Genomic DNA, 24530 nt, shown 5'->3' with positions numbered 1-24530 from the left:
TAAGTTTTACAGAAAGCTTAAAGACGATTTACTCGTCAACAAATAAGCCCTATTGGATGTATTACTTATAGTCAAAGTTATTTGGCACCATACCCAAGCTCCCTAGAAAATCCTTGCTGGCTGCAGAAGTATTGTAATCATCATTTTCTCTCCTGTAAACTTTTTCTATGACTTTGATAAAAGGAGACTTATGATCAGAGTAAATCAAATAATTGATGGTCATCAGCGCCAAGTGCTTATCGCTACTTAGAACATGCTTTTTAAGCAAGTCAGCAGCATCCCCATTTTGATTCATTTCATATAAAACCGCGGCCAAAGTGATCGCAGCTGGAGGATAAGTATCATCCAAACTTGCTGCTATCCTATCTGTAAAAGGTAAAAGCAACTCTTTCTCTTGAGACCTTAAGCCAAGTGCTGCCCAGTAGCGTTCGATATCATTTTCTGATTTTAAAAAATCCAGTTGTTGAAGGATTATCTTTTCGCCTTGTAAGCCAGCCAACTTTGCCACGTTGTATATATCCTTAATTGGATATCGAGAACTTTCCTGTCGAAATTCATAAGGTGTAGAAACTTTTGATATCCGCTCCAATTCATATTCCGGCAGGAATAATACATCCTTACTCTCAATAATATGCGACTCTAGCGCAGTTCGCATTTTTTCAACCAAGGCTTTGTGTTGCTGTTGATCGATCAAGTTATTTGTTTCCCAAATGTCATTTTCTATGTCATAAAGCACCTCAGGGGAACGTGGCTCAAAGAGGCTTTTTTGCAAAGGATTCAAAACATCATTTTCATAATCTCTCCTCATAAGCTGCTTGATCTCCCCTATCTCCATGTATCTGATGTATCGGGCCTCAGGCATAAATGGCAGATAATTTCTCGAATAAACATACCTTCCATCAGTCACTGTACGCACCATATCTATCCCATTATCAGAGCGATCGGATGAAATAAATAGCTTGTCTACTTCATCATCCCGAGTATCTCCAAGTAGGACTCTGCCTTTTAGATATCCAGGTACTTTTTCACCGACTAAACTAATCAAGGTAGGTGCAAGATCTTCGAAGCTCAGGAGTTCATCTGTGCTTGTACCGATTTTCCAAGGGGACAGATGAGCATATTTTGGTGGAAACCAAATCGTAAAAGGCACACGATAGCCGAAGTTGATCCCATTGGTTTTCCCTCTTGGCATTCCTTCTCCGTGATCGGCAAAGATGAAAATGATGGTTTCATCCAACAAGCCATCAGCTTCAAGTCTGCCAATGAGTTCTCCAATTCTATTATCCGTAAGCTTAATACTATTGTAAACTCTCGCCATCTGCTTTCTCATCTCCGGACTATCCCGGTAGAATGGTGGCATTTCAAACTCGCTTTCTCCTATTCGATCTTCTTCCGGCAACTGATTCAACACCTCCTCCAAGTACCAATCATAGGGGTTGGTCATTGTTCGAGACTGGTGAGATTCATTGTAATTGAAAACTGCGAAAAACGGTTGCTCATCCTCTCTATCCCACCATCCAGCTTTGCCAGAACTTTCATTCCATGCTTCAGCAATGAATGCTTTCTCGTTGGCGACATTGTAATCCGTCTTGCTATTATTCGTTGTGTAGTACCCTGCCTGTTGCAAATAATAAGGAAACCCTTTGATATCCGATGGAATTGCGTAGTTACTTCTATGATTCCCAGTTCCCAATTCATAGGTTTTCACTCCCGTGATAATGGCCGTTCTGCTTGGTGAACAAACTGTCCCGGTGGAAAATGCATTGGTGAACTGCACGCCCTCCTTGGTAAACTTATCCATCACCGGTGTGCTGGCATTTTCGTTCCCATAACTACCTATAAACTGCGGAGAAGTATCTTCTATGGTGATCCAGAGGATATTCGGCTGCTGCGCAAAAGTGCTCAAACAAGTAAATAGGAATGCGAATACTACTGAGTTAAAAAACTTCATTTCGGGCTTTTGCTAATTTTTTAAAGATACTTGTATGTGTTTTCAGACCGAATTTAAAAGGAGTTAAAGCTGTCCTCCACAGGTTTACCTCTCCAGCTTTTTGGCATATCCAGTCCCAAAATCCAAGCGATAGTAGCACCTGTATCGTAGGTCATAATCAGGTCTTTGATTTCATGATTTACTTTCACACCTGGCCCAGAAATTACCCAAGGAATGTATATTTCATCCAGTGATTTCCCACCATGGCCTTTGTTCACGCCCCCATGATCGGATGAAAGAAGTATGATGGTATCATCCGTCTTGCCAGCTGCCGAAATAGCATCTATTAGCTGACCGATTTTAGCATCGACGGTTTCCAACTCTTTGTAATATTCTGGGGTATCGTGACCGATGTTATGTCCCACACCATCAGGTTCGCTGAGATGTAAAAACATAAATGTTGTTTCTCCTTTATTAATAACTTCTATGGCTTTGGCAATATTAAGTTCTTCTGACTCGCTATTATGTACCAAATCAATTGCCTCTTGCTCTACCAAATACCCGATTCCTTCCCAGGTAAAAATTACAGCAGTTTTAGCAATTGGAATTTGATCTCTGATCAGCGAAAAAATAGATGGGAATATGCCATACTTGGTAACTTCATGCGATAGAATTTCTGGAGTCTTGCTACCCCATTCGGTAAAACCATGCGCCGTAGGACCAGCGCCCATAAGCATAGATGCCCAGTTCACAGCACTTGAAGAAGGCAACACTGTTCTCGCCTCCATGGAATATGATCCGCTTTCCATCAGCTTGTTCAGGTTTGGCATAGTTGCCTTCGGAATGGCATAGGAACCTAAGCCATCAAAACCAATCAGGATCACATGTTTGGCTTTATTGACTTGGGTGATCCCTTCATTTTGAAAAGCAAAAATTAGAAATAGGCAGACGATAAAAAGACGTTTCATGGATAATTTGAGCAAAACTGATAGGGTAAAGATTTAATTAAAGACCGATAATAGGGAATATTATGATTTATAGAAAATAGGCTAGCTTTTTTAAACTGAAATGAAGTTTAAAATTTAGCTTAAAAATCATTTCATGGTTTTGGCGAACTGTCATCTTCCCGATTGACATCAAACCAGGCTAAACGGGAAAAATTTATTGTTATCTTTTACCTCAAATTAAATCCTGAAGTAAAAAACGTGTCGCATCTAGGATGCTGTTTCCATGATTGGATATGCAATTCTATGCGAACTCTGTTTTCTATGTGGTTAAAAAAAATAACCCTCGATCCCAATAATTTCCGGGACCGAGGGTGTCATATGGATTATGACATTGGAGATGTATATCTAATTCTAATCAAATAAATCGGATGATTCATACGGGCTATTTTCCCCAGTGAAAAAAGAACCATCAATAAATCGGTGGCTTATTCCAGCATCCCGCAGCTCCATCACATCATGATCATCAAGATTGATTTCGGATGAGGCCAGATTGCCTTTAATCCGATCTTTGTTCACTGACTTCGGGATCACAGCAATATCTCTGGCCATAGACCACGCAATCAGAACTTGCCCTACTCCCACCTTGTGCTTGTCTGCAATCTCTTTTACCACTGGATCCTCCAGCAATTTCGGGTCATTGGCATGTTTCTCCGCTCTAGAATCTGGAGAACCTAGGGGTGAATAAGCTGTCATCAAGATGCCATGTGCTAAGCAAAAATCCACCAAACCCTCCTGTGGCAAATAAGGTTGCATTTCTACCTGATTCATTTCTGGTTTTTGCCCTCCTACTTTAAATACCTCATTAAGTTTATTCTGATTGAAATTTGAGACACCAATATGCTTGGCCAATCCCTTTTCCTTAACAGCTTGCATCGCCATCCAAGTCTCTCCAATCGGAACTTCGTCATAGGTGTAAAAATCTTCTCTCTCCTTCGGAAAACCTACTTCGGCTTTGAAAGCAATCGGCCAGTGGATCAAATACAAATCCACATAATCCAACTTCAGATCTGAAAGTGATTTCTGCAAAGCAGGCAGTACCTGATCTTTTTTATGTGAATTATTCCAGAGTTTGGAAGTGACGAAAAGCTCTTCCCGCTTCACCAATCCTTCGTCTATTGCTTTTGCGATCCCTTCTCCTACTTCATTTTCATTTTGATAGACTGCTGCACAATCAATGTGGCGATATCCAGCCTCAATAGCCCAATAAACAGCCTGGCTAACTTCACCAGGATTGCTTTTCCATGTACCCAATCCTATGATTGGAAGTTTATCTCCATTCTTGAAACTTAAGTTTTTCATGTCTCTAAAAATTTTTATTAATGATTGATAATAACTACAACCGTCAATCTGTGGATTTAATTCTGTCGCTTTCTTAAATATTTTTTGAACCTATTCATCACCCAAAGATGAATTTTAGCTTGTGTATTCACATAAATCAGCCAAGGCAGTCTCGGTACAAATTCATGTATAGCAGTGATAATATATTTGTTATTTAAAACCCCGCGAAACTCCAACCATCCGTGTTCAAAGTTCTTTACTAACCAACCTCCAGAAATGTAAAACAGCTGTCTATTATCTTCACTTCGATCTGGAATCAGCGTCAATTGAAGCATGGGCTTCTTGCTCCAGAGCATGTAAAACACGATTTCTCCAGTTTCCAGCATTTCTCCATTGATCCAAAACTTGAAGAATGTAGGCAGCCAAATGTTGTAGCGTTTAGCTACCCAAGTTGCCGAATTCCCTTGAGGATTAGCCATCCGTTGGATGCTTCTTACTGTATTCTTAATTTTATCTTGCGGAAAAAAGCTTGGATTTTCAAGGGTAATTTTCGAATCCAATGCTTCTCTGACAGACTCTTTATAAGTCAGATAGTCGATCTTCATTTCACGAAATTTAAGCTCCTCAGAAACTGTCAGCGTATGTTTGAGACTTTCAACCAAAGGTGAAACTAGCTGCGGTGGCGATTCACCAAAAAGCCCAACCCACAGTTTGGAAAGACCTAAAGAGAAAACCGGAACGGAAAAAACCAGTCGCTTCTTTCCCATTTCCTCAGCAGTGATTTCCAACATTTTCCGATAGGAGATTACCTCAGGATTTCCTATTTCTATAGCTTTCCCATATACATTCTCATTGGCCACGCAGGTATCAATGATATCCAATGTATCACGAAGAGATATAGGTTGAGTCAAAGATTCTGTCCATTGAGGACACATAAGAACCGGTAAATTTTTCACCAGATTCTTGATCATATCAAAGGAAGATCCTCCTGGCCCAACTATAATCGATGCTCGAATAGCAGTAAGTTTAGCAGACATTGATCCCAACGTTTCCTCCACTTCCAAGCGACTTCTCAAGTGTCGAGATAGGATCTCCCCGGATTCTTTAGGCAAAAGTCCTCCCAAATAAATGATCTGCTTGACTTTGTTCAGATGAGCAGCACGACAGAAATTATCGGCTAGAAGTAAATCTGTATCTTCAAAACTCCCTTGATTCAGACGGGTGGATGCATTCATGGAATGCACTAAGTAAATTGCAACATCCACTCCTTTTAAAACCTCTACAGTGCTCGAGATGGAATATAATTCAACCTGCTTCCAAGTCACTTCAGGATAGGGATTATCCTTTACCTTCTTTCGGCTCAGCGCAATGATATTGTACTTATGCCGAAATTGATAAATGAACCAACGCCCAACATATCCTCCCGCTCCAGCGATAGCGATAGTTGGTTTGGAAACAGTAATAGGTTGATCAGTTAATTCCATATGATAAGTGCTTAACTAACCAACCTATTTATTGGTATTGATGTTTAGAAATAGACTATTTTTCTTGTGCTTTTCTTAATCCTTCGGTAGTTGTAAAATACTTAACAATCATGTTTGGCACTTCCCAAGATGGCATATTCTTATTGGTAAAATACTCCAAATACTTCTCTGTTACCTGCGCGAAGTGTGCCTCATGACCATTGTGATATTCTGTAGGAATCAAAACCTTATATTTACCAGGACCTGTTTTCTCCAAATCAAGTCCAGGAAAACGATTCTGAAGCTTCTCTTTAATCAGGGCAGTCAACGCTTCGTCCTGATCATCCAGAAGCTCTACATATAAAGTAGCAACATAACCTTCTGCTTCTCCTTGCTGAATGATCAGATTTGCTTTGGTGCCACGCATCATACTATAATGCGTGTCTGCAGCTCCTTCTGGTGCTTGATAATTCCAGATCACGCTCACTTTTGAATGCACACCTTTCAGCGTATAATTCATCTCACCGTTACTGTTGACGCTTAGTTTATTGTCAGTTACGTATTTCTGCAAGAAATCAGAGAACTCAGCTTTTCCAGTCACCAATTTGAACTGCTCTAGATCCATATCTGTGGACCATAGCTTTGCTGTCAACATTTCCACATCAGTAGTATCCAATGTCACATTAGGAAATGCTTCCCACTGAATTAAATCCACCAAGTGAGTTGTCACATCCACTATTCCAGTGCCTTCTATATCGGTATCGAAAAACCAATCTGGTCTTACCAGAGGATTTCCAGACACGTATTTAAAGAAATGATGAATTGACTCTTTGGTAATCGCTGGATTCTCTAGGGTTCCTTTTTCCAATTCTCCAAAAACGGCAGGATCTAATGATAGCTCCTTCTGCAAAATCGTACTGATCTCAAATCGCTCCGTCATGATGTCATAAAGCAGCAGATCCTTTTTGCCGGCTTCTTCGAAGGTCTTTACCAATTTCTGAAACCCACTTTTATTAATCACTAAAGGCTTATCCGCATATACATTGATTCCATTGGAAATCGCCGCAGAGATGTAATCGATTTTGCGATCATTTTTCCCGGCCACCATCATCACATTTCCCGGCTTAGATGAGATCATTTTTTCCAAATAATCATCCCCTGTACTTACTTGTAAATTCCAAGCAGTGGGAACTTCTTCACGCTGATTGTAGCCAGAGAGACGAGTCATGTAGTCTTTCAGTTCTGCCCCTTCAGGAGCAAAAACATATACCGTAGAATCCACCTGGGGATACATGGATTTGTGAATTAGACCTGCGTGAAAATGCCCTGGATCTAGGGACATAATCGTAATCGCCGCAGAAGATTCAGGAGCTTGATTCACATTTTCTTTGTTATCGCAGGAAAGTAATATTCCTGCTGCTATAGCTACTAGAGCAGTATTTTTCAAAATATTCTCGTATTAAATTTTAATATGATTTGTACCATAGGGTGCTCTCTGTGGTCTTCCCAACATAGCGTTTGCTTCCGCATCGCCAATGAATTGCTCCTTGCTGGCATCCCACTCTAGCTTTCTACCTAGCTTCATAGAGATATGCGTCACTAGACAAACTGAGCAAGAACGATGACCTATTTCTACTGGAGAAAGCAATTCGTTATTTCCCTGAATTGCTCCTAGCCAGTTGCCATGATGCTCAGTACTTCTAGTCAACTGAATCTCGTCAGGACCGATCACAGATTTCAAAATCTTAGGATCTGAAGCATCCAACGCCTTGGCACTATTGCCTTGGGCAACTGGATCAGAGGAAGAGGCTACGTAGCTGCCACGAGACACCCAAATCCATCCTTCGGTACCTTCATAGCGAATACCATTAGGATAGCTACCACCTGAGTACATAGTGATACCATTGTCATATTCCGCTTTTGCGTAGAAATCGCCATGCACATCCCAAAGTCCTGAATGAGGAAACTCAGCTACTGCCTGGATATATCTAGGCCCTGTCAATTCGGTATCCATTCCCCAAGCCGCTGAATCGTAATGATGCTGACCCCAGCCAGTAATCATCCCAGCACCAAACTGCTCTCTTCTAAGCCATCCCGGTCTGTCATATCCAGTTGCTGGATGAACTCCGATTTCTGTATAAGGAACTTCTGGAGTAGAACCCAACCACATGTCATAATTCAAGTTCTTAGGAATAGGCATTGGAGTTGCTTCTGGTCCAGCTGGATCTCCTGGAAGACCAATCTTCACGGTGTGAAGTTTTCCTATTCTACCGTTTCTTACAAGCTCGGCAGCATATCTAAATTGCTCACTGGAGCGCTGCTGGGTACCAAGTTGAAGTACGGTTCCTGATTTTTTCACTGCATCTACCAATTGTCTTCCCTCTCGGATAGTAAGAGAAGTTGGCTTTTGGACATAGACATGTTTTCCTGCCAAAGATGCTTCCATCGCTGGCTGCGAATGCCAGTGATCTGGTGTACTGATTACGATTGCATCGATATCCTTATTCTCAAGCATATCCTTGTAGTCAGCATATTGCTTGACGTCTAGGTAAGCTTGTCCCATTTTCTTGGTGTAATAATTCTCCACCAGTTTTTTACCATCTGCCATGCGATTACTATCCAGATCAGACACCGCGATGATTCGTGCAATGTCATGCTGCATCACTCCTGGCAAATCATGGTCACGTGCTATTCTACCGCAACCAATTTGACCTATATTGATTTTATTACTAGGTGCATTTTTTCCAAAAACTGAAGAAGGAACAATGGTTGGAAAACCGATTGCTGCACCTGCTAAGGCGCTGTTCTTAATAAATTCTCTTCTTTTCATCTTTCTTAGGGGGTTAATTAATTAAGGGTTTCTTTTTGTTATTGACTTCTTCTTCGGCAATATGAGTTAACTAAGCGTATTTGAAATAATAATAATTTCAAACTCATTTTACAAAAGCAGACCAATAGGCATTTGCTTCTGCAGCAGTCATCTCACCGTCGAAGACAATCATTCGGTATTTAAGTGTGTAGCGTTGGTTGGGGAGTAGCTCCCAAGAGTCATGGCGGATCGGAGTAAATTCGATAAAGACGTTTCCAATCCCATCATAATTATTTTCTGGCCAAACTCGAAGTGGTTCAGGATGAGATTTATTCGTATTGTGGCTAAGGAAGAGAATGCCGCTTTTGCCAGATGCATCGTCAGTATCTCCCTGCACTATGATCCATTTGGTATTTGTGCCATCTGCGGTTTTTCGAGTATCTCCATCAGCAGTCAAAATGCTGCTATTTTCAGTTCCCCATTTCTCAGTGGCACGAAAGCCAATTCCTCCACCATAACGGTAGTCATCAAGCAAAATACCTCCTGGGATTGCAGTCTCAATAGTAGTAGTGTAATCCACCATATATCGACCTTTATCAGTTGGTTTTACTTTGATGCGAAGATCTTCAGCTATAGCAATACGCTCCGACTCAGGAGCTTTCAGATCGAGATGATTCTGCCTTACGTTGAGCTCTGCTGCACCCCCAGCTTCCTTTTTAGAAAGCACATGAGAAAAGTCCACTCTACCCTTTTGATCACCTAGATTCCAGAAGTCAACTTCTCTCCCACTAATAGTTGCTCTTGTCCAAGGACCCCAGATTCCGTAGTGATGGTAATGGTCTTTTGGTTGAATTCTGGTAAGAACCTGTCCTGATGGGGACTTTAAAGGATGAATAAATCCAGATTTTGCAAAATCTTTTTTGATGCCTTCTGGGACGTCTGCGACGACAGTTTGATAGCTTAGAACTGACTGATTACCAATTACGAAATCAATTCCGTTAGTTGTCTCTTTAAGGGTTACTTTTTGAGCAAAAGCTACTACCATTAAGCACTGATAAACAGCTAGTACGCAGAAAATTCTTTTGAATATCATATAAAAATCAGGTTATTAGGATCGAATTTTAAAGATAGAGAAACTAAAAGAATGACTAACCCCATTTATCCAAATACCCCATGAAGAAGATTATTATCTACGGAATCGTTTTCCTAACAAGCATCAATTTTGCTCTTGCGCAAAACCCAAAGGAGATTCCATTGGATCAGGCCTGGAAAGACAAAATCACGGAACTAGCTCCGGACAAAGCCACTTTCCCATTTAAAAAGAAAAAGAAAATCTTGGTGTTTTCTATGCACACAGGTTTTTGGCATTGGGTAAACCCACACACTTCGGCGATGATTCAGATTATCTCCGATAAAAGTGGAACGTTTGAAGTGACTACCAGTACAGACATCGCCATGATGGAAGCTGATAAGCTAAAGGAGTTTGATGCAGTGGTATTTAACAACACTAACTCAAAGCCGCAATACAGAAATCTATTTGTTGACAAAATCAGTGAAGACACTTCTTTAGACAGTGTTACAGTATGGGCTCAGGCGAATAAATTGGAGCAAAATATCATCAATTATGTGAAAAAAGGCGGAGGAATCCTACTTGTACATGGTGGTGACACGATGCTAAATAATTCTGCTGAGTTCTCCAAACTAACTGGCGGTAGCTTCGATTACCACACCAAGCAGCAGGCTTTCCAAGTGAGAATAGTGGATGCTTCACATCCTTTGACCAAGTCACTTCCAGCCGATGGTTACAATCACGTTGATGAGCCGTATTTCTACAAAGGCGCCTACGATAAGCTGGATTTCCATCCTTTGACATATTTCAACAATGCGGAAATTGAAGGTCAGAGAAAGGGACAGGAGAAAACTTCAGGTAAAACTTATGTCTCTTGGATCAGAAAAGAAGGTAAAGGAAGAGCGATGTATATCTCTACTTCTCACAATGCCCATAGCTTCGAAAACGCAAACATTTTAGCTTACTTCTTGGATGCACTTCAGTATGTAGCTGGAGATGTGAAAGTGGATGAGACGCCTATTGGGAAGTAAAAGTTAAAACGTAATAGGTAAAAAGTAAGTAGTGAGAAGCATGAAGAACTGCTTCTCGCTACTTTTTTTTATTTTATAACGCTTGAATAAAAAGACATTTCGAAGAAAACGTTTTCGTACAAATGGGCACAACTCCCTTTTAGTTTTAAAAAACTTGGATAATGTAATTATCCGGACAAATCTCTGGGAAATTAAAAAACCATAAATCCCTAAGCTTTCTTGACAAACTCACTTTTCAGCGCCATAGAGCCAAATCCATCGATCTTGCAATCAATGTTGTGATCACCCTCTACTAGTCGAATACTCTTCACTTTAGTACCTGCCTTGATCGGTTTAGGTGCTCCTTTTACAGGTAGATCTTTTATGATGGTCACTGAATCACCATCAGCAAGCAAGGCTCCATTGGAATCTTTGACTACTAAGCCTTCGGCTACTTCTTCTTGAACTTCGCCGCGAGTCCACTCAAAACTACATTCTGGACAGATCAGTTTCTCATCTAATTCATAGCCATAAGGCGAGTTACAAGCGGGGCAAGGTGGTATATTTTCCATGTCGCGAAGGTAAGGAAAAAGTAGAAAGGCGGGAAGCAACTATTTTCTATAACAATTATTCCAAAGCTTGTCCATAGTAAAAGAAGACTAAATCTGGCTACTCACCCAAGGAATTCCTATCAAAAAATACTGGTTCAGAATCTTTTGAAAACATACTGGATCTTTTTGTAAAACTTTCAAAATTAACTCTGGAATAGTTTTTCCAGCGCAATTTTTCGCTGACTCTAGCCATACTTCTGAAAGCAATTTATTATCCTGTGTATCCACTTTTTCAGTACTTGCGAAGATGCATTTTGTAGCACCACTTTGGTACCAGGCCAGTGCAATATTCTCTGGATATTCCCTTTCCAATGTAGTGCATGTAAACCATAGGGTAGAATTAAGAGGTTTGGTACATCTGTACGTCAGGAGCTCTGATGTGTGCAGATGGCCATAGCCGCGCAACTTATCCCCTTCCCCGTGTCCCCAATACACCCAATTACCTCTCATCTTAGAAATTGCTGGCAAAATATCCTCCTTGAAGTAGTCGCCAGGATGATAGGTAATTCTTCTTTCATTCTGCCAGCTCTTAACTATAGAAGTATAAGGAGGCTGGTATTGACATGTCAAATGAGTTTCCATTTCCTCGTAGTTATCTTCTACATCAGTAAGTTGCAGCAAAGCTAGTTCTGCTTCCGTCCAGGTATCTGCAAAAATAATGGCCAAAATCCAACTTCCAGTACTATGACCTTGAATCAAAGATGGCCATAAATCAATTTTATCTCCAGATGCAAAATGCTTTGGAAGAAAAATCAATGCTGAATGAGCTTGCTTTTGGTTCAGTAAATCTCCCAAGCTTAAAGTATAATCATTCAACTTCATGAGTGCAGACGCTGGATAAGGAATATTAAAATAGAGAGGTTGAAGTGAGTTCAACCTCTCCATAAAAATTGTAGCTTCTTCATACCAGAATTCAGGTAAAATGACAGCTCTCATCAGCTTAAAAAGTTAATTATTAACGAAAACCAGATTAGTCTTTAATTGTAAGTCGGTCAATTTAAATGGCCTAATTACAAATCTTGACTTATGAACTTGCTTAGCAAAGGGACGCAATAAATCCACAGAAATCTTGGTTCTTTCACCATTAAATTCAGCTTTCCAGAACTCTTCAACCACTACGGCTTGCTGCTCTCTTTCCAAGCTTAACAACCTACCACCTGCTTTTTCAAGGTCCTTTTCTGAAAGATTGTATCCTTTACCAAAGAACTGTGAATGAAGCGCTTCGATCATATATACACCACCAGAGGTGACTGCTTGCCACACATGAGTCAATTCATGAATCAATGTATCCATAGGTAATGTTGATCCTGATTTGTAGTTGATTACATACATAGTGGTGAACGGACGGTTTTTATTCATCCACATGATCAGATCAGCAGCGAGGCTGGCATCAGTTAACTTCACACGATCCAAATCTATAGAAACACCGAACACCTTTTCTGCCTGTATTCTCTCAGCTGCATTCAAACCTCTGTGAGAACCAAAAATATCAAGCAAAACAGCAAAAATAATTGCAGCAATAGAGGCTCCTAGTTTTGTTGCTTCAATCATTAAGGTGACGACAGATTTTCCGATTTCTATTAATCCTTTGATCAATCCATTTCGAAAGGCGTCTCTAACATTTGTCGCGATTTCATTAAGCACATCCCTCCAATGATTCACCGTGCCTATGAGGGCAGTGATAAGTGTACGGATTACAGAAGCAGATTTTTGAGCGATCACTTCTAGCACTTCTTTGATTTGAGTCCAGATGACACGTAGAGCCTGCATTAATTTCCTGGCCTGAGCAGCGGTAAATCTGGCAATGTCATTTAGAAGTGTACCTAGCGAAATGGCCAAGTCTTTAATGGCTCCAATTATGACAGCCAGTTGCTGTGCCGTCTTGTGAGCTACAACTCTTAATATGTTAAAAATTGAATTTCCCAGTTCCTTCAAGGCATCTATAACCACTCTTGCGATTAGTCTAGACTGATTAATAACTGCACTCATGATTTCACCCAAACTTCTGCCTAACTTTTTTAATTCCTGAACTAGTCTTTTTGCAAAAGAGAGAGCAAATCGGTTTAATCTAGCTATAAAATCAACAGACCTTTTTCCCGCACTAATCAGGGCTTTCACAATAGCATTAAGTCTGGATGCGGCCATTTTTGCTACTTCCATAAGCAGTGAGGTGAAAGAACCTAAAAGTTGCTCTAGTTTGCTTAAGGCTGTTCTCAAGATACTTTCAGCCTGACCGATGGCCCAATTCAACACCTCCAACCCCTTCTTCCCTGCTTCGATTACAGCCTGAATAAATTTATTTACTGCGGCAGTTCCTTTCTTGACGGCTTCCGACAGTACTTGAGCCACAGACTTGCCTGCTGCCAGGACTGCTTCTACGAAATCTGAAATTTTATCCTGAGTCCAAGTCACAACCTTCGCTACAGCCTCGGCCAGGTTCTTTCCAGCGGCGGCTATAGCATCTGCCACCGTATTAATCGCTCCGACTACGGCGTCTACTACAGTTCCTACCGTATCTTTCACCCATCCCCAAAGTCCGTCAGTGTCGTCTGGCACCACGCCTGTTTTGAGGATTTTTCCTGCAGCACTCAGCCATTCTGCTACGTCCTTAATATCGCCTCCTTCCCCAAAATAATCGGCCATCATATCTTCTGCCTCATTTCTTTTCATTCGCGCTATCTGATGTACTAAAAGTGGTGCCTGCTTATTTCTCAAAAAACTCTTAACTATAGTTTTGCGGGTAGTTGGTTTTGCTTTAGCAGACCATGAAGCAAGTTCAAACGCTTCTTCAAAATCGCCCGTTTGACTACGAAGTAAAATAGCTTTTGAGGTAAGATCCAATTCTTTCACGCTCGTCTCTTCGCTGCTTTTCAGGACCTGATGGATGTTTTTCCTATCCACTTTCAAAAGCTGCATACTTTCAAATCTTGCTTTCAAGCTCTTGCTTGATTGAATTTTTTTCAACTGTGTTTCATTAAGATTTCCCATGAGGATAAAAGTTTAAGTAGTAAAAATTATTTAATTGAAAGACTAAAAATACTTGTAAAACAAGGCTTTATCAGCAATATAATTACTAGAAAAAAAAATAAAATAATGGCTGAGCAATAATTTTAAAAGTCAATAAACAGTTCACTGTCACTAATCGTAACTGCTTGTATGTAGTATATTTCTTACTTAATAAGACAACATACTCTGCTGGAATTACCTATTTTGGCTACAGATTAAAGCGACCAATTATTCATTTTAGAAGACAACAATAATCCACAAATGGTCTGTCGATTTGAGGATTATTTAGTAAACTCATCCAAATTATAACTTCATGAAAAAGCTAGTCAGCAGCCTCCTACTCTGTGTCATTTTTTCTTCAGTGGTGAATGCCCAAATTTACTTTCCAGAAAAAAACAAGTGGGAAACTAAAAGTCCTGAGTCGATGGGGATAGATGCAGGGAAAATCAAAGTCGCTATTGACTTTGCTATCGCACATGAAAGCCAGGAAGATCCAAATCTGAAAATAGCTCACTATGAAGGTGGCTTTGGGCGTGAACCCTTCGGCTATCCAATTGGGCCAATGAAAACCCGCGGATCAGCAGCAGGTCTGATTATCCATAAAGGATATGTAGTAGCTCAATGGGGCGATCCCAGTCGTGTAGACTTGACTTTTTCAGTTGCCAAAAGCTTCCTTTCTACCACGGCAGGACTAGCCATAGAAGCTGGACTGATCAATTCTGAAAATGACTTAGTGTATCCCTACATGGCACCCATCTACCCATATGAACCCAACAAACTCAGTATAAATAAAGCTGATCACTTTGAGCAAGATGACACCTTCGAACTCTTTGCTACCGAGCATAACCGCACCATTACATGGGACCACTTGCTTCGGCAAACGTCTGATTGGGAAGGTTCACTCTGGGGCAAACCAGATTGGGCGGATAGACCGCGTGAAGGAGCAAAAGAGAAAAGAGCAAGACTACAAAATACTCCCGGCTCAGTCTATGAATACAATGACACTCGGGTTAATGTCCTTGCACTAGCGTTGATGAATGTGTGGAGAAAGCCACTTCCGGAGGTCATAAAAGAGAAAATGATGGATCCTATTGGCGCAAGCGATACTTGGAGATGGACAGGCTATGAGAATTCCTTTGTAATCATCGATGGACAGATCATGCAATCAGTATCAGGAGGCTCTCATTGGGGAGGTGGAATGATGTTATCGGCTTGGGATCAAGCAAGATTTGGGTACCTCACTTTAAATGATGGCAACTGGAAGGGACAGCAACTGATACCTGCCTCTTGGATCGAGAAGTCCAAAACTCCTACCCCTGCAAATCCTGGCTATGGCTTTATGAATTACTTCTTGAACTACGATCAGAAAGATATTCCTGCCGCTCCAAAAACTGCTTTCACACATATCGGAGCAGGCACAAATATGATTTATGTAGATGAGGAAAATGACCTAGTGATCGTAGCAAGATGGATCCCTGCTGGAGATAAGAATGAGTTGGTGAGGTTAGTTTTGGAAAGTTTGAAGTAGTTCAACAAATTCTGGTTTTTACTATCCAACTCATACTCCTGAAGATTCAAAATCATAAAAACGTTTGGCTAAAATACTTAGCAGAAGAAAGATTATAACTCACTCCCTTTACTCCTTCCAATTCCTGTTAGCCTTCTTCTGAGCTTGGTTTTTCTTGGCTTTGAGCCGCTTTTCTATCGCTCCTTTTTTGGGCTTGGTAGCTTTCCTGACTCTCTTTTTGTGAAAAGCTTTGCTTAGCAAATCTTCAAATTTACGGATCACCAATTCCTTATTTTGGATCTGCGAGCGTTTTTCTTGGGATTGAAGTTGAACTACTCCCAGCTGATCGGTCTTAGTAGAAAGCTTTTCTAGTAGCAATGTCTTTTCCTCCTCACTTAAATGACGCGAATTGCGAATATCAAACTTCAGTTGAACTTTGGTTTCCACTTTGTTAACATTTTGCCCGCCTGCTCCTCCGCTTCTGGAGGTTATGAATTGCAGCTCTCCGAGAAAGTCACCCCTAACAATTCTATCTACAATACTTTTCTCTTGATAATCCATTTCCTAACTTATAGTAATAGTGGTCAACCTACAAACACGAATATGACCAATCAACCCAGAAATAAATTTAGGTGTAAACTTTTCGGTAAAAAAGAGAAAGTAAATACTAATTTGAAGTCTAGCTCAAAACTCAAACCCAGAATAACATGAAATCGAGACTAGAGAGGCATGCATAAATGAAGCTTTACTCAAACCAATGCTTGTCAACGTAGCCAGATTCAATGTTACCTTAAAAAGCACCTAATAAACATATGAAAAACAGAAGAGATTTTCTCATCAAATCCGCACTTGGATTAGGCGGACTAGCTTTAGCTCCATCTTGGCTTCAAGGCGCTCCCTCCATTATCAGCTCCCTCAATAAGCCTAATTCTTTAATAAATGGCGTTCAGATAGGCTGTATAACTTATTCATTCAGATCTATGCCTGATCAAAGTGCAGAAGCTACTTTGCAATATGTGCTAGACTCAGGAGTATCTGCTATCGAGCTCATGGGAGATCCTGCTGAGTCTTTCGCTGGAAAGCCCACAAATCCAGTGAATATGAGAGAAATGAACCCACTTAGATCCAAGCAGAGAAAAGGCGAAGAACTAAGCACTGATGAAAAGGCAAAACTGGCAGATTTGACAGCACAAGCTGAATCCTATGGAAAAGAAGTTGAATCCTGGAGAAATAAGGTTGGCACGGCTCCCTTTGAGAAAATGCGTAAAATGTATAAAGACGCTGGAGTAAGTATCTATGCATTCAAGCCCAATGCATTTGGCATGAATGCTTCTGATGCCGAAATCGCTTATGGCATGAATGCCGCAAAAGCTTTGGGCGCCACCCACGTCACCCTTGAACACCCTTCTAATGACGCGCACACATTACGTCTTGGAAAACTAGGCGAAAAGTATAAAATGTCTGTGGGCTATCATGGGCACGAACAAGAAACATTTACCTTCTGGGACACTGCGCTAGAGCAAAGTAAAAGAAATGTCTTAAATCTAGATGCTGGACATTACATCGCAGCTGGAAACACTGATTTAATTCCTCTTATCGAAAAGCAGCATAATCGCATCCTAAGTATGCATACAAAAGATCGCCAAACTCCTGCAAATGGCAAAGGAAACTTAGCCTGGGGGACAGGCGACACACCTATCCCAGAATTATTAAATCTAATTTCAAAAAACAAATACACCTTCCCTGCTACCATCGAGCTAGAGTACCAAATACCTGAGGGATCAGATGCAGTTAAAGAGGTGCAGAATTGTGTTGAATTCTGCCAAAAAGCGCTAGCTTAAAATAGATATTTTTGTTTCCCCCTTCTCAATCTATTTTTAAATGCGGCAGAGAACACTGCCGCATTTTTTTGCAATAAAAAAACCGCTGCTTATGCAACGGTTTTTTTATTTGGTTTAGTTATAGTTCTGCTTACTTGGAGAACATGGTAAACATCCACATTCTTTTTTCTATATCTCCTACAAATTTGGTAAGCAAGTCTGCTGAGGCAATGTCATCAGCCTCTTCAGCGGCTTTTGCTGCTTTTCTGTGCGATTGTGCCAATATTCCCAAGCCATCAATGACATGCTTCACGCATTCCTCACCATTAGACACATCGGTAATTTCTTTATGAATCGTATTTTTCAAATAATCTGAATATGAGTGCAAAGGATGGAAACCAATTGTGACAATTCGCTCTGCTAACTCATCAATATTTTCGTAGAGTTGTGTGTATAATTCTTCGAATTTGACATGTAGATCGAAGAAATTTTCTCCTTTCACATTCCAATGAAATCCTCTTACATTTTGATAGAATATATGGTAATCAGATAGTAGATCATTCATTTTATCTGACACATTTTTCATTGCTTTACTGTCTAATTTCAAATGGTTTGCAAGTGTTGCTTTAGTGGTGGTCATATGTATGTAGTAATAATTAAGTTAAATATTTATAGTTATATACCTCCAAGCTGTATGCCATGAGGTGACATACAAAAGAATACACGGCATTTATCCCCATCAAACAATACTATACTGATTAGTTGCATGAATGGAGAATAATAAACTGTAAACCAAAATTACTAGTTTTAACAAGATATCAGCATCACGAAAAATATTCCCCAATCCGTAGAAAACAAGCACAAAAAAACCCGCACCTAAGCCCGGGTAAAGTGAACAACTGTAACTTATAAATCGTATTGCTTCATCTTATTAAAGAGCGTTTTACGATCTATTCCTAATTGTTTTGCCGCCTGCGTTCTATTGTATTTTACTTCTTCAAGTACTTTTTTCAATACTTCAGCTTCAGCTTCAGCTGCGGCGTCTTTAAGATTTAATGGCATTTTACTGGGCTTACTTTCGGTTTCAGATTTTTCTGATTCTGAATCCCAAGAATTAAATTTTTGTGAGTAGACAATTTCAGGAGGAAGAGCAGCAACTGACATCTTGCCACCATCCGTTAATAGCGTTGCTCGACGTATTACATTGAGCATTTCTCTGAGGTTACCTGGCCATGGGTATGCTTTCAGTACATCCATCACCTGCTCCTCAAATCCAAAAACTTTCTTATTCAATTCAGTGTTCGATAATTCCAAGAAATGATAAGCAAACGCTTCTATATCACCTTGTCTATGACGCAACGGTGGAACGGTTATGCTAAATTCATTAAATCTAAAGTATAAGTCTTCTCTGAATTTACCTGCAGAAACTGCCTTCCTCAAATCTTCATTAGAAGCAACTAATATTCTTACGTCAATAGATTTATCTTTAGTTCCCCCTATTCTTCGAAGTTTACGTTCCTGAACCAATCTGAGTAAGCCGACTTGAGTTTCATAGGTAAGATTAGCAATTTCATCTAGAAAAATTGTGCCTCCGTCTGCCAATTCAAACTGACCTGGTTTATCCGCCAATGCTCCGGTAAAGGATCCTTTTTCATGACCCCAAAGTTCTGATCCTGCCAGCTCCTTGGTAAGTGCCCCACAATCTACCGCAATAAATGGCTTTCCAGCGCGCTCGCTTTGATCATGAATAGTACGTGCGATATTTTCCTTACCTGCACCACTTTCACCGTATATTACTACACTTAGGCTTGTAGGAGCCACTAAAGCTACTTCTTTGTAGAGTTTTTTAGATTCAGCACCTGTCCCCTTTAAGAATTTCGAATCCGATTTTGGGACATTTGTGCCAGAATCCTTCTTTAGCTGGGTAGCTTGACTGAAAGTTTGAGTGTTTGATTTATTTGCTTTGGAAGTAATTAATGCACGTTCGATGAGATTAATTATTTCATCGGGTATTAGAGGCTTGGTCACATAATCAAATGCACCATTTTTGATCACTTCTACTGCAATTTTCACATCTGCATATCCTGTGATGATAGCCACTTGTGTTCCAGGAGATATTTCTCTGACTTTCATCAGCACATCTCTTCCTTCCATATCGCGCAACTTAAAATCACAGAAAATAAGGTCAAAAAATGTCTTTTTAACCATATCTAGACCAGTTTTTCCTGAAATAGTTGTTTCAACGTCGTAGCCCTTCTTTGTAAGAAATCGCTCTAAAAGTTGACAGATATCTATATTATCATCGATTACTAGAATCTTAGCCATGATTTTAATTTGATTTATTTATGTTGGATAATTGGGCTTGTACCACTTGATCCAGTCGCGCAATATTAAAAGGTTTGCTGAGGAAGTCTAATGCTCCGTATTGGATTGCTTCATTTTTTACTTCATTATGATCAAAAGCGCTCATCATGATTACTTTGGATGGGAAATCACCAGCATTGATATGTTTAAGTTCATTTAACCCATTACCATCAGGAAGGTTTACATCCAAAAAAACTAATTCAGGCTTAAAGTTATTAAATAACCTTCTGCCCTCCTCAAGGGTACCCGCAGCAATTACCGAAAATCCTTTTCTTTCTAAAAATCTTGATAAAAGGCTTCTTATTTCCGGCTCATCATCGATAACAAGTATTAATTTTTTCTTCATCACACGATTATCTGCTCTGGTAACTCTTTGAGTATTCATTATATTATTGAATAAGTATTGAAATTCGCTAAGTCTAAAGAATCTAAAGAAAAGGTGTAGCTATGGGCTACACCTTTTCAGAATTCTAAACCTATTTCACTTCACTTTATCTACTTTATCTTTTGCAGATAGCAAGGCAGTTTTCGTAGCTTCAAGTCCTTCTGACTTTGCTTCAATCATTTTGGTTTTCAAATCGCCAAGTATGTCCTTAACGTCACCTATAAGCTTATCTAATTTCTTCTTTTGAGGACCAAAATCATCCTTGTTCTTGTAAAGGTAAGCTCCTACTAATGCCCCTGTTAGTAATCCACTAAGCCAAAGGGTTTTGTTTATTCCTGATTTGTTCATGATAATAGTTTTGTTAATTGTGGTTGAATTTCAAAATATAATAAGCAGATTTCACGAGTAAAGAGTCTAGACTCCTCTTCCTGAAATTAATCTAAATAGCACAGCAATAACTGCCAATACTAGTAAAACGTGAATCAATCCTCCTGCGCTATAGGCAAATACTCCGACTAGCCAGCCGATAAGAAGAATCACTGCGATGAAATACAATAATGAGCTCATAATTTTGGTGTTTAGGTTGTATGATATAATTTCATAGTTTATTTCAACTGCTGTGCCTTAATCGAAATAAATTTTAAAAACACCGTTAATTTTACTTTTAGAGCACTTTTTCAGGTTTTTAGACCAAAAAATAGAAAAATATTCAATCTTAATGAGAAACATATTCCCCAAGTGGGGGAAATTTAAAATGAAAGACGAACATAAAACATCACTTCGCCAAGTCAAAATCTATTCTATCGTCACGCTTGTTCTTATCATTATAGGCAGCGGTGTCTCCTACTGGACTTCAGGTCGAATAGACTACTTTACCAAGGAAGTAATGCAGACGAGTGACGTACTTCAACGCACGTCTGAACTATATGCCAGCATACTGGAAAGAGAAACCAATATCAGAGGTTATGTAATTACCTCAAATGATGAGTTCTTGACACATTATTACCAGTCAAATATTGATGCCGATTTGCTACTGGCTCAGCTGCAGGAATTGACAGAGGATAATGGCCAACAGCAAAATAACATTGCAGAATTAAAAGCTTTGATTGATACAAGAGTTAGGGTTTTTGATGCAACTATTAAACATATGCAACAGCATGGAGATTTGGTAGATTTCATTGATCCAAGTAAAGTGAACAATGCACTTATAGGTTACTCTTTGATCAAAGCAACTGTGCTACGCATCAATGAAGTGGAAAATGCTCTTTTCAGAGAAAAAAACAATAGTTTGATCAACAACATAAACGCACTACCGCTTATAGTAGGTCTAATTTCAATCTTCTCTATCACAATAGGCCTTGTCACCTTTTTCTCAATATATCAGTACAATAGAGCTCAAAAGGGAGCAAATATGGAAATCAGTAGATATCAGCAAAAACTGAGAGATCAAATTCACCTACTGGATGACTCAAACAAGGAACTTGAACAATTTGCCTATGTAGCATCACATGATTTGCAAGAACCCTTGAGGAAAATCACCGCATTTTCCGATTTACTAAATGAACAATATTCAAGCATTTTGGAAGGAGAAGGGGAAATTTATCTAAGTAGAATAACTGCTGCTGCTGTGAGAATGCGCCTATTGATCACAAATCTTCTAGAATATAGTAGAGCTGGTAGAATTGTGGATGAACAAGTTAAACCTGTAAAATTGTCTAAAGTTATCACTGACATGTTAGAGGATTTTGAAATATCAATCCAAGACAAATCTGCTAAAATTACGGTAGAAACGCTGCCTGAAGTTAAAGGCTCGGAAACAGAGTACCGACAAGTATTTCAAAATTTGATTTCCAACTCTCTCAAATTCTCCAAACCAGATTTCCATCCTGAAATTATTATAAACTCTGAAACAGCTAGTCCAGAACTTGTGGGCAGATTCTCAATGCTTAATCCAACTTTAAGCTATCATTTAATCAAAGTAAGTGATAACGGCATAGGATTTGAAAAACAGTATGCTGATCGGATTTTCTCGATCTTCCAAAGGCTTCATGGGAAAAAAGAATATGAGGGTACCGGAATAGGCCTTGCTATCAGCCGTAAAATTATAGAGAAAAATGGTGGAGTAATATTTGCCGAAAGCAGCGCTGGTAATGGAGCTATTTTCAACATTTTATTGCCTTTCATTAGTATATAAATGGCAATAATCCTAATAAGTTAAGATCTCACTTAATTTACCAAATAGTGTTTATCTTTTCTGTAGAATTTAACCCTTGTACAACACAGAATTTATGCTAATGTCCTTCGAAAAACCTATTCAAATCCTAGTTGCAGAGGATGATGAAGATGATAAACTATTAATACTGAAGGCCTTTGAGAGATCCTTACCTAAGGAAAACGTCACTTGTGTAGAGGATGGGGAAGCTCTTCTTAAATACTTAAAGCGCATTGCGCCTTATGACGATTTGAAAAAATATCCTAGACCGGATATTATTTTGCTAGATCTAAATATGCCCCGCAAAGACGGCAGAGAAGCATTGGCTGAAATAAAAAGCAATGATGACCTGAAGTCTATTCCCGTTATCATATTTTCTACTTCAAACAACAAGGATGATATTCGAATCACCTACAAATTGGGATCCAGCAGTTTTATCACCAAACCATCCTCTTTTGAAGAATTAGTAAAAATCACTGAAGAAATTGAGAACTACTGGTCCAAAACAGTGTTGTTACCAGGATAATATATAAGCATGATTAGTACAGAAATAGTAAAAATACTTTATGTAGACGATGATCCGGATGATTTTTTCCTTGTCGCTAGTTTATTGAAAAGAATTAAGGACACCTCATATGACTTAAAAGGAGCAACTAGCCTTGAAGAGGCACTCCCAATGTTAAAAGAGAATTTTGATGTCTTCCTAGTGGATTATAGGCTAGGCAAAGACACAGGCCTAGAATTAATCCAGGAAATAAAATCACTTAAAAAACACGCTCCGGTAATCATGCTCACCGGAATGAGCACGGGAGATATAGATAAAGAAGCACTCCTCCTTGGTGCTTCAGATTACCTAATAAAAGGCGAATTTGACGCAAATATATTAGATAGAACACTCCGATATGCCATTCGGGATGCACGTTTGATGGAATCTCTAGCTAGTGCTGCAGTCAAATTTCGATCAATTTTCGAACTGGCTAGTGACCCTTTTCTATTGATGGATCATGAGGGAAGAATCTTGGAAGCCAATCCTTCCTTTCTGAAAAAGTTTGGAAGAAAAGCTTTCGACACTACTTCTAAAAAAAGCTCTTACTTCAAAGACCTTTTGCTAGATGATTCATCAAAGCAAGAGTTAGATGATCTATTTTTCAACAGTCAAGAGATCTATGATATGGAAGCACTGATGACCGTGGAGCATAGTCACACGATCAATAGCCTTATCAGTATAGTAAAGCAGGACATGGGTGTTTTCCAAGTTCTAATCAAAGATTTAAGTGCAATCAAAGCCAAAGAGGAGGAAGAATTGAATCTAAAAAAATTCTCCTCTACTGGTAGAATTGCCAGGCTTTTAGCGCATGAAGTAAAAAACCCACTGACCACTATTTTGCTTTCCGCAGACCAATTACACATGGAACTTCCAGAAAGTGTGCTTGCAGAAAGTGGAGATCTGATTGATGTCATCCGCAGAAACTGCGATCGGATCAACCACTTGGTCACTCAGTTGCTGGAAAGTACCAGATGTACAGAATTAGATTCCAAAAGTCACTCAATAAACACCCTGTTGGATGAATCTCTCGAACATGTTCAAGATAGACTGGAATTTAAATGCATTACAATCCTGAAACAATATCAAACTAATATTTGTGATGTAAAGGTAGACGGAGAAAAAGTCAAAATTGCTTTGATAAATTTACTGGTAAATGCTATCGAGGCAATGCCAGAAAAAACCGGAAAACTAATTTTGAAGACTACAATAAAGAATGGTCAATGCAGAATCGAGATTAAAGACAACGGTGAAGGAATACCTAAAGAAAATGTAGAGCGATTATTTGAGCCATTCTTTACTAGTAAGCCAACTGGCTCTGGTCTTGGTTTAACTAATACACAAAACATTATCCTTAGTCATGGTGGCTCTATTCGCGTTAAAAGCGAATTAGGAAGAGGCACTTCATTTCTAATTTCCTTTAATCTTCCGAGTTAAGAATTTCTAAGTTTTGATTTCTAATCCCTCCAACTATATTAGCTGGAGGGATTTTTTAATTTTAAACTAATCAGTTGA

General features: G+C 39.5%; 22 protein-coding genes. 6 read left to right on the top strand and 16 right to left on the bottom strand.

Annotated elements, in window-relative coordinates:
• Positions 1 to 61 precede the first annotated feature (61 nt).
• The 7 genes from BVH02_RS12880 to BVH02_RS12850 form a co-directional block, all read right to left on the bottom strand.
• The gene (locus tag BVH02_RS12880; protein WP_086501858.1) at positions 62 to 1951 is read right to left on the bottom strand and encodes a sulfatase family protein; all 1890 of its coding nucleotides are present in this window, start codon (positions 1949 to 1951) and stop codon (positions 62 to 64) included.
• 53 nt (positions 1952 to 2004) lie between these two features.
• A complete protein-coding gene (locus tag BVH02_RS12875; RefSeq protein WP_086501857.1) occupies positions 2005 to 2898 on the bottom strand; it encodes an alkaline phosphatase in 894 nt (297 codons plus the stop codon).
• Between the two features lie 390 nt (positions 2899 to 3288).
• Positions 3289 to 4236: an aldo/keto reductase gene (locus BVH02_RS12870; RefSeq protein WP_086501856.1), complete on the bottom strand. Its 948-nt coding sequence runs from the start codon at positions 4234 to 4236 to the stop codon at positions 3289 to 3291.
• Positions 4237 to 4292: 56 nt separating this feature from the next.
• Positions 4293 to 5699, bottom strand: a complete 1407-nt coding sequence (locus BVH02_RS12865; protein WP_086501855.1) for an NAD-dependent epimerase/dehydratase family protein — start codon at positions 5697 to 5699, stop codon at positions 4293 to 4295.
• Between the two features lie 55 nt (positions 5700 to 5754).
• Positions 5755 to 7125, bottom strand: coding sequence for a putative oxidoreductase C-terminal domain-containing protein (locus BVH02_RS12860; protein WP_223271746.1), 1371 nt, complete (start codon positions 7123 to 7125; stop codon positions 5755 to 5757).
• Between the two features lie 12 nt (positions 7126 to 7137).
• Entirely contained in the window at positions 7138 to 8508 is a 1371-nt protein-coding gene (locus tag BVH02_RS12855) for a Gfo/Idh/MocA family protein (protein WP_086501854.1), read from the bottom strand.
• Between the two features lie 103 nt (positions 8509 to 8611).
• Entirely contained in the window at positions 8612 to 9580 is a 969-nt protein-coding gene (locus BVH02_RS12850) for a DUF6807 domain-containing protein (protein ID WP_086501853.1), read from the bottom strand.
• An 80-nt stretch (positions 9581 to 9660) separates the two neighbouring features.
• Between BVH02_RS12850 and BVH02_RS12845 the strand changes: the two genes are divergently transcribed.
• Entirely contained in the window at positions 9661 to 10587 is a 927-nt protein-coding gene (locus tag BVH02_RS12845) for a ThuA domain-containing protein (RefSeq protein ID WP_086501852.1), read from the top strand.
• 209 nt (positions 10588 to 10796) lie between these two features.
• On the opposite strand, the gene BVH02_RS12840 is transcribed toward BVH02_RS12845, so the two are convergent.
• From BVH02_RS12840 to BVH02_RS12830, 3 genes are all read right to left on the bottom strand, one after another.
• Positions 10797 to 11138 carry a zinc ribbon domain-containing protein YjdM gene (locus BVH02_RS12840; RefSeq protein ID WP_086501851.1) on the bottom strand — a complete coding sequence of 114 codons (342 nt, stop codon included), beginning with the start codon at positions 11136 to 11138 and terminating at the stop codon, positions 10797 to 10799.
• A gap of 87 nt (positions 11139 to 11225) precedes the next feature.
• The gene (locus BVH02_RS12835) at positions 11226 to 12113 is read right to left on the bottom strand and encodes a hypothetical protein (protein ID WP_086501850.1); all 888 of its coding nucleotides are present in this window, start codon (positions 12111 to 12113) and stop codon (positions 11226 to 11228) included.
• 12 nt (positions 12114 to 12125) lie between these two features.
• Complete coding sequence (locus BVH02_RS12830) at positions 12126 to 14165, bottom strand: hypothetical protein (RefSeq protein WP_086501849.1); 2040 nt, start codon at positions 14163 to 14165, stop codon at positions 12126 to 12128.
• Positions 14166 to 14496: 331 nt separating this feature from the next.
• Between BVH02_RS12830 and BVH02_RS12825 the strand changes: the two genes are divergently transcribed.
• Entirely contained in the window at positions 14497 to 15711 is a 1215-nt protein-coding gene (locus BVH02_RS12825; protein ID WP_086501848.1) for a serine hydrolase domain-containing protein, read from the top strand.
• A 108-nt stretch (positions 15712 to 15819) separates the two neighbouring features.
• On the opposite strand, the gene arfB is transcribed toward BVH02_RS12825, so the two are convergent.
• The gene (gene arfB / locus BVH02_RS12820) at positions 15820 to 16251 is read right to left on the bottom strand and encodes an alternative ribosome rescue aminoacyl-tRNA hydrolase ArfB (RefSeq protein ID WP_086501847.1); all 432 of its coding nucleotides are present in this window, start codon (positions 16249 to 16251) and stop codon (positions 15820 to 15822) included.
• 251 nt (positions 16252 to 16502) lie between these two features.
• On the opposite strand from arfB, the gene BVH02_RS12815 reads away from it, so the two are divergent.
• Positions 16503 to 17531, top strand: coding sequence for a sugar phosphate isomerase/epimerase family protein (locus BVH02_RS12815; RefSeq protein WP_086501846.1), 1029 nt, complete (start codon positions 16503 to 16505; stop codon positions 17529 to 17531).
• A 130-nt stretch (positions 17532 to 17661) separates the two neighbouring features.
• Here BVH02_RS12815 and BVH02_RS12810 read toward each other — a convergent pair whose 3' ends face one another.
• From BVH02_RS12810 to BVH02_RS21260, 5 genes are all read right to left on the bottom strand, one after another.
• A complete protein-coding gene (locus BVH02_RS12810) occupies positions 17662 to 18150 on the bottom strand; it encodes a Dps family protein (protein WP_086501845.1) in 489 nt (162 codons plus the stop codon).
• Between the two features lie 266 nt (positions 18151 to 18416).
• Positions 18417 to 19835, bottom strand: coding sequence for a sigma-54-dependent transcriptional regulator (locus BVH02_RS12805; protein ID WP_086501844.1), 1419 nt, complete (start codon positions 19833 to 19835; stop codon positions 18417 to 18419).
• A 4-nt stretch (positions 19836 to 19839) separates the two neighbouring features.
• Complete coding sequence (locus tag BVH02_RS12800; protein ID WP_086501843.1) at positions 19840 to 20259, bottom strand: response regulator; 420 nt, start codon at positions 20257 to 20259, stop codon at positions 19840 to 19842.
• A 96-nt stretch (positions 20260 to 20355) separates the two neighbouring features.
• A complete protein-coding gene (locus BVH02_RS12795) occupies positions 20356 to 20607 on the bottom strand; it encodes a hypothetical protein (protein WP_086501842.1) in 252 nt (83 codons plus the stop codon).
• A 66-nt stretch (positions 20608 to 20673) separates the two neighbouring features.
• Entirely contained in the window at positions 20674 to 20826 is a 153-nt protein-coding gene (locus tag BVH02_RS21260; protein ID WP_111317745.1) for a lmo0937 family membrane protein, read from the bottom strand.
• A 151-nt stretch (positions 20827 to 20977) separates the two neighbouring features.
• On the opposite strand from BVH02_RS21260, the gene BVH02_RS12790 reads away from it, so the two are divergent.
• The 3 genes from BVH02_RS12790 (at position 20978) to BVH02_RS12780 (ending at position 24452) form a co-directional block, all read left to right on the top strand.
• Entirely contained in the window at positions 20978 to 22453 is a 1476-nt protein-coding gene (locus tag BVH02_RS12790) for a sensor histidine kinase (RefSeq protein WP_086501841.1), read from the top strand.
• Positions 22454 to 22553: 100 nt separating this feature from the next.
• Positions 22554 to 22997, top strand: coding sequence for a response regulator (locus BVH02_RS12785; RefSeq protein WP_086501840.1), 444 nt, complete (start codon positions 22554 to 22556; stop codon positions 22995 to 22997).
• Positions 22998 to 23006: 9 nt separating this feature from the next.
• Positions 23007 to 24452, top strand: coding sequence for a hybrid sensor histidine kinase/response regulator (locus BVH02_RS12780; protein ID WP_223271744.1), 1446 nt, complete (start codon positions 23007 to 23009; stop codon positions 24450 to 24452).
• Positions 24453 to 24530: the final 78 nt, after the last annotated feature.

This window comes from Algoriphagus ratkowskyi, assembly GCF_002150505.1.
In the GTDB taxonomy this organism is placed as follows: Bacteria; Bacteroidota; Bacteroidia; order Cytophagales; family Cyclobacteriaceae; genus Algoriphagus; species Algoriphagus ratkowskyi.
Note: the sequence above shows the minus strand (reverse complement) of the source record. Positions and strands in the feature narration are given on the sequence as shown.

Excerpts from the sequence above, each read along its gene's own strand:
- BVH02_RS12840 (WP_086501851.1), bottom strand. The coding sequence starts at position 11,138 with ATGGAAAATATACCACCTTGCCCCGCTTGTAACTCGCCTTATGGCTAT.
- arfB (WP_086501847.1), bottom strand. The coding sequence starts at position 16,251 with ATGGATTATCAAGAGAAAAGTATTGTAGATAGAATTGTTAGGGGTGAC.
- BVH02_RS12805 (WP_086501844.1), bottom strand. The coding sequence starts at position 19,835 with ATGGCTAAGATTCTAGTAATCGATGATAATATAGATATCTGTCAACTT.
- BVH02_RS12825 (WP_086501848.1), top strand. The coding sequence starts at position 14,497 with ATGAAAAAGCTAGTCAGCAGCCTCCTACTCTGTGTCATTTTTTCTTCA.
- BVH02_RS12785 (WP_086501840.1), top strand. The coding sequence starts at position 22,554 with ATGTCCTTCGAAAAACCTATTCAAATCCTAGTTGCAGAGGATGATGAA.
- BVH02_RS12835 (WP_086501850.1), bottom strand. The coding sequence starts at position 12,113 with ATGAGAGCTGTCATTTTACCTGAATTCTGGTATGAAGAAGCTACAATT.
- BVH02_RS12790 (WP_086501841.1), top strand. The coding sequence starts at position 20,978 with ATGAGAAACATATTCCCCAAGTGGGGGAAATTTAAAATGAAAGACGAA.
- BVH02_RS12845 (WP_086501852.1), top strand. The coding sequence starts at position 9,661 with ATGAAGAAGATTATTATCTACGGAATCGTTTTCCTAACAAGCATCAAT.
- BVH02_RS12880 (WP_086501858.1), bottom strand. The coding sequence starts at position 1,951 with ATGAAGTTTTTTAACTCAGTAGTATTCGCATTCCTATTTACTTGTTTG.
- BVH02_RS12800 (WP_086501843.1), bottom strand. The coding sequence starts at position 20,259 with ATGAATACTCAAAGAGTTACCAGAGCAGATAATCGTGTGATGAAGAAA.
- BVH02_RS12795 (WP_086501842.1), bottom strand. The coding sequence starts at position 20,607 with ATGAACAAATCAGGAATAAACAAAACCCTTTGGCTTAGTGGATTACTA.
- BVH02_RS12810 (WP_086501845.1), bottom strand. The coding sequence starts at position 18,150 with ATGACCACCACTAAAGCAACACTTGCAAACCATTTGAAATTAGACAGT.
- BVH02_RS12815 (WP_086501846.1), top strand. The coding sequence starts at position 16,503 with ATGAAAAACAGAAGAGATTTTCTCATCAAATCCGCACTTGGATTAGGC.
- BVH02_RS12780 (WP_223271744.1), top strand. The coding sequence starts at position 23,007 with ATGATTAGTACAGAAATAGTAAAAATACTTTATGTAGACGATGATCCG.
- BVH02_RS12865 (WP_086501855.1), bottom strand. The coding sequence starts at position 5,699 with ATGGAATTAACTGATCAACCTATTACTGTTTCCAAACCAACTATCGCT.
- BVH02_RS12850 (WP_086501853.1), bottom strand. The coding sequence starts at position 9,580 with ATGATATTCAAAAGAATTTTCTGCGTACTAGCTGTTTATCAGTGCTTA.
- BVH02_RS21260 (WP_111317745.1), bottom strand. The coding sequence starts at position 20,826 with ATGAGCTCATTATTGTATTTCATCGCAGTGATTCTTCTTATCGGCTGG.
- BVH02_RS12855 (WP_086501854.1), bottom strand. The coding sequence starts at position 8,508 with ATGAAAAGAAGAGAATTTATTAAGAACAGCGCCTTAGCAGGTGCAGCA.
- BVH02_RS12875 (WP_086501857.1), bottom strand. The coding sequence starts at position 2,898 with ATGAAACGTCTTTTTATCGTCTGCCTATTTCTAATTTTTGCTTTTCAA.
- BVH02_RS12830 (WP_086501849.1), bottom strand. The coding sequence starts at position 14,165 with ATGGGAAATCTTAATGAAACACAGTTGAAAAAAATTCAATCAAGCAAG.
- BVH02_RS12870 (WP_086501856.1), bottom strand. The coding sequence starts at position 4,236 with ATGAAAAACTTAAGTTTCAAGAATGGAGATAAACTTCCAATCATAGGA.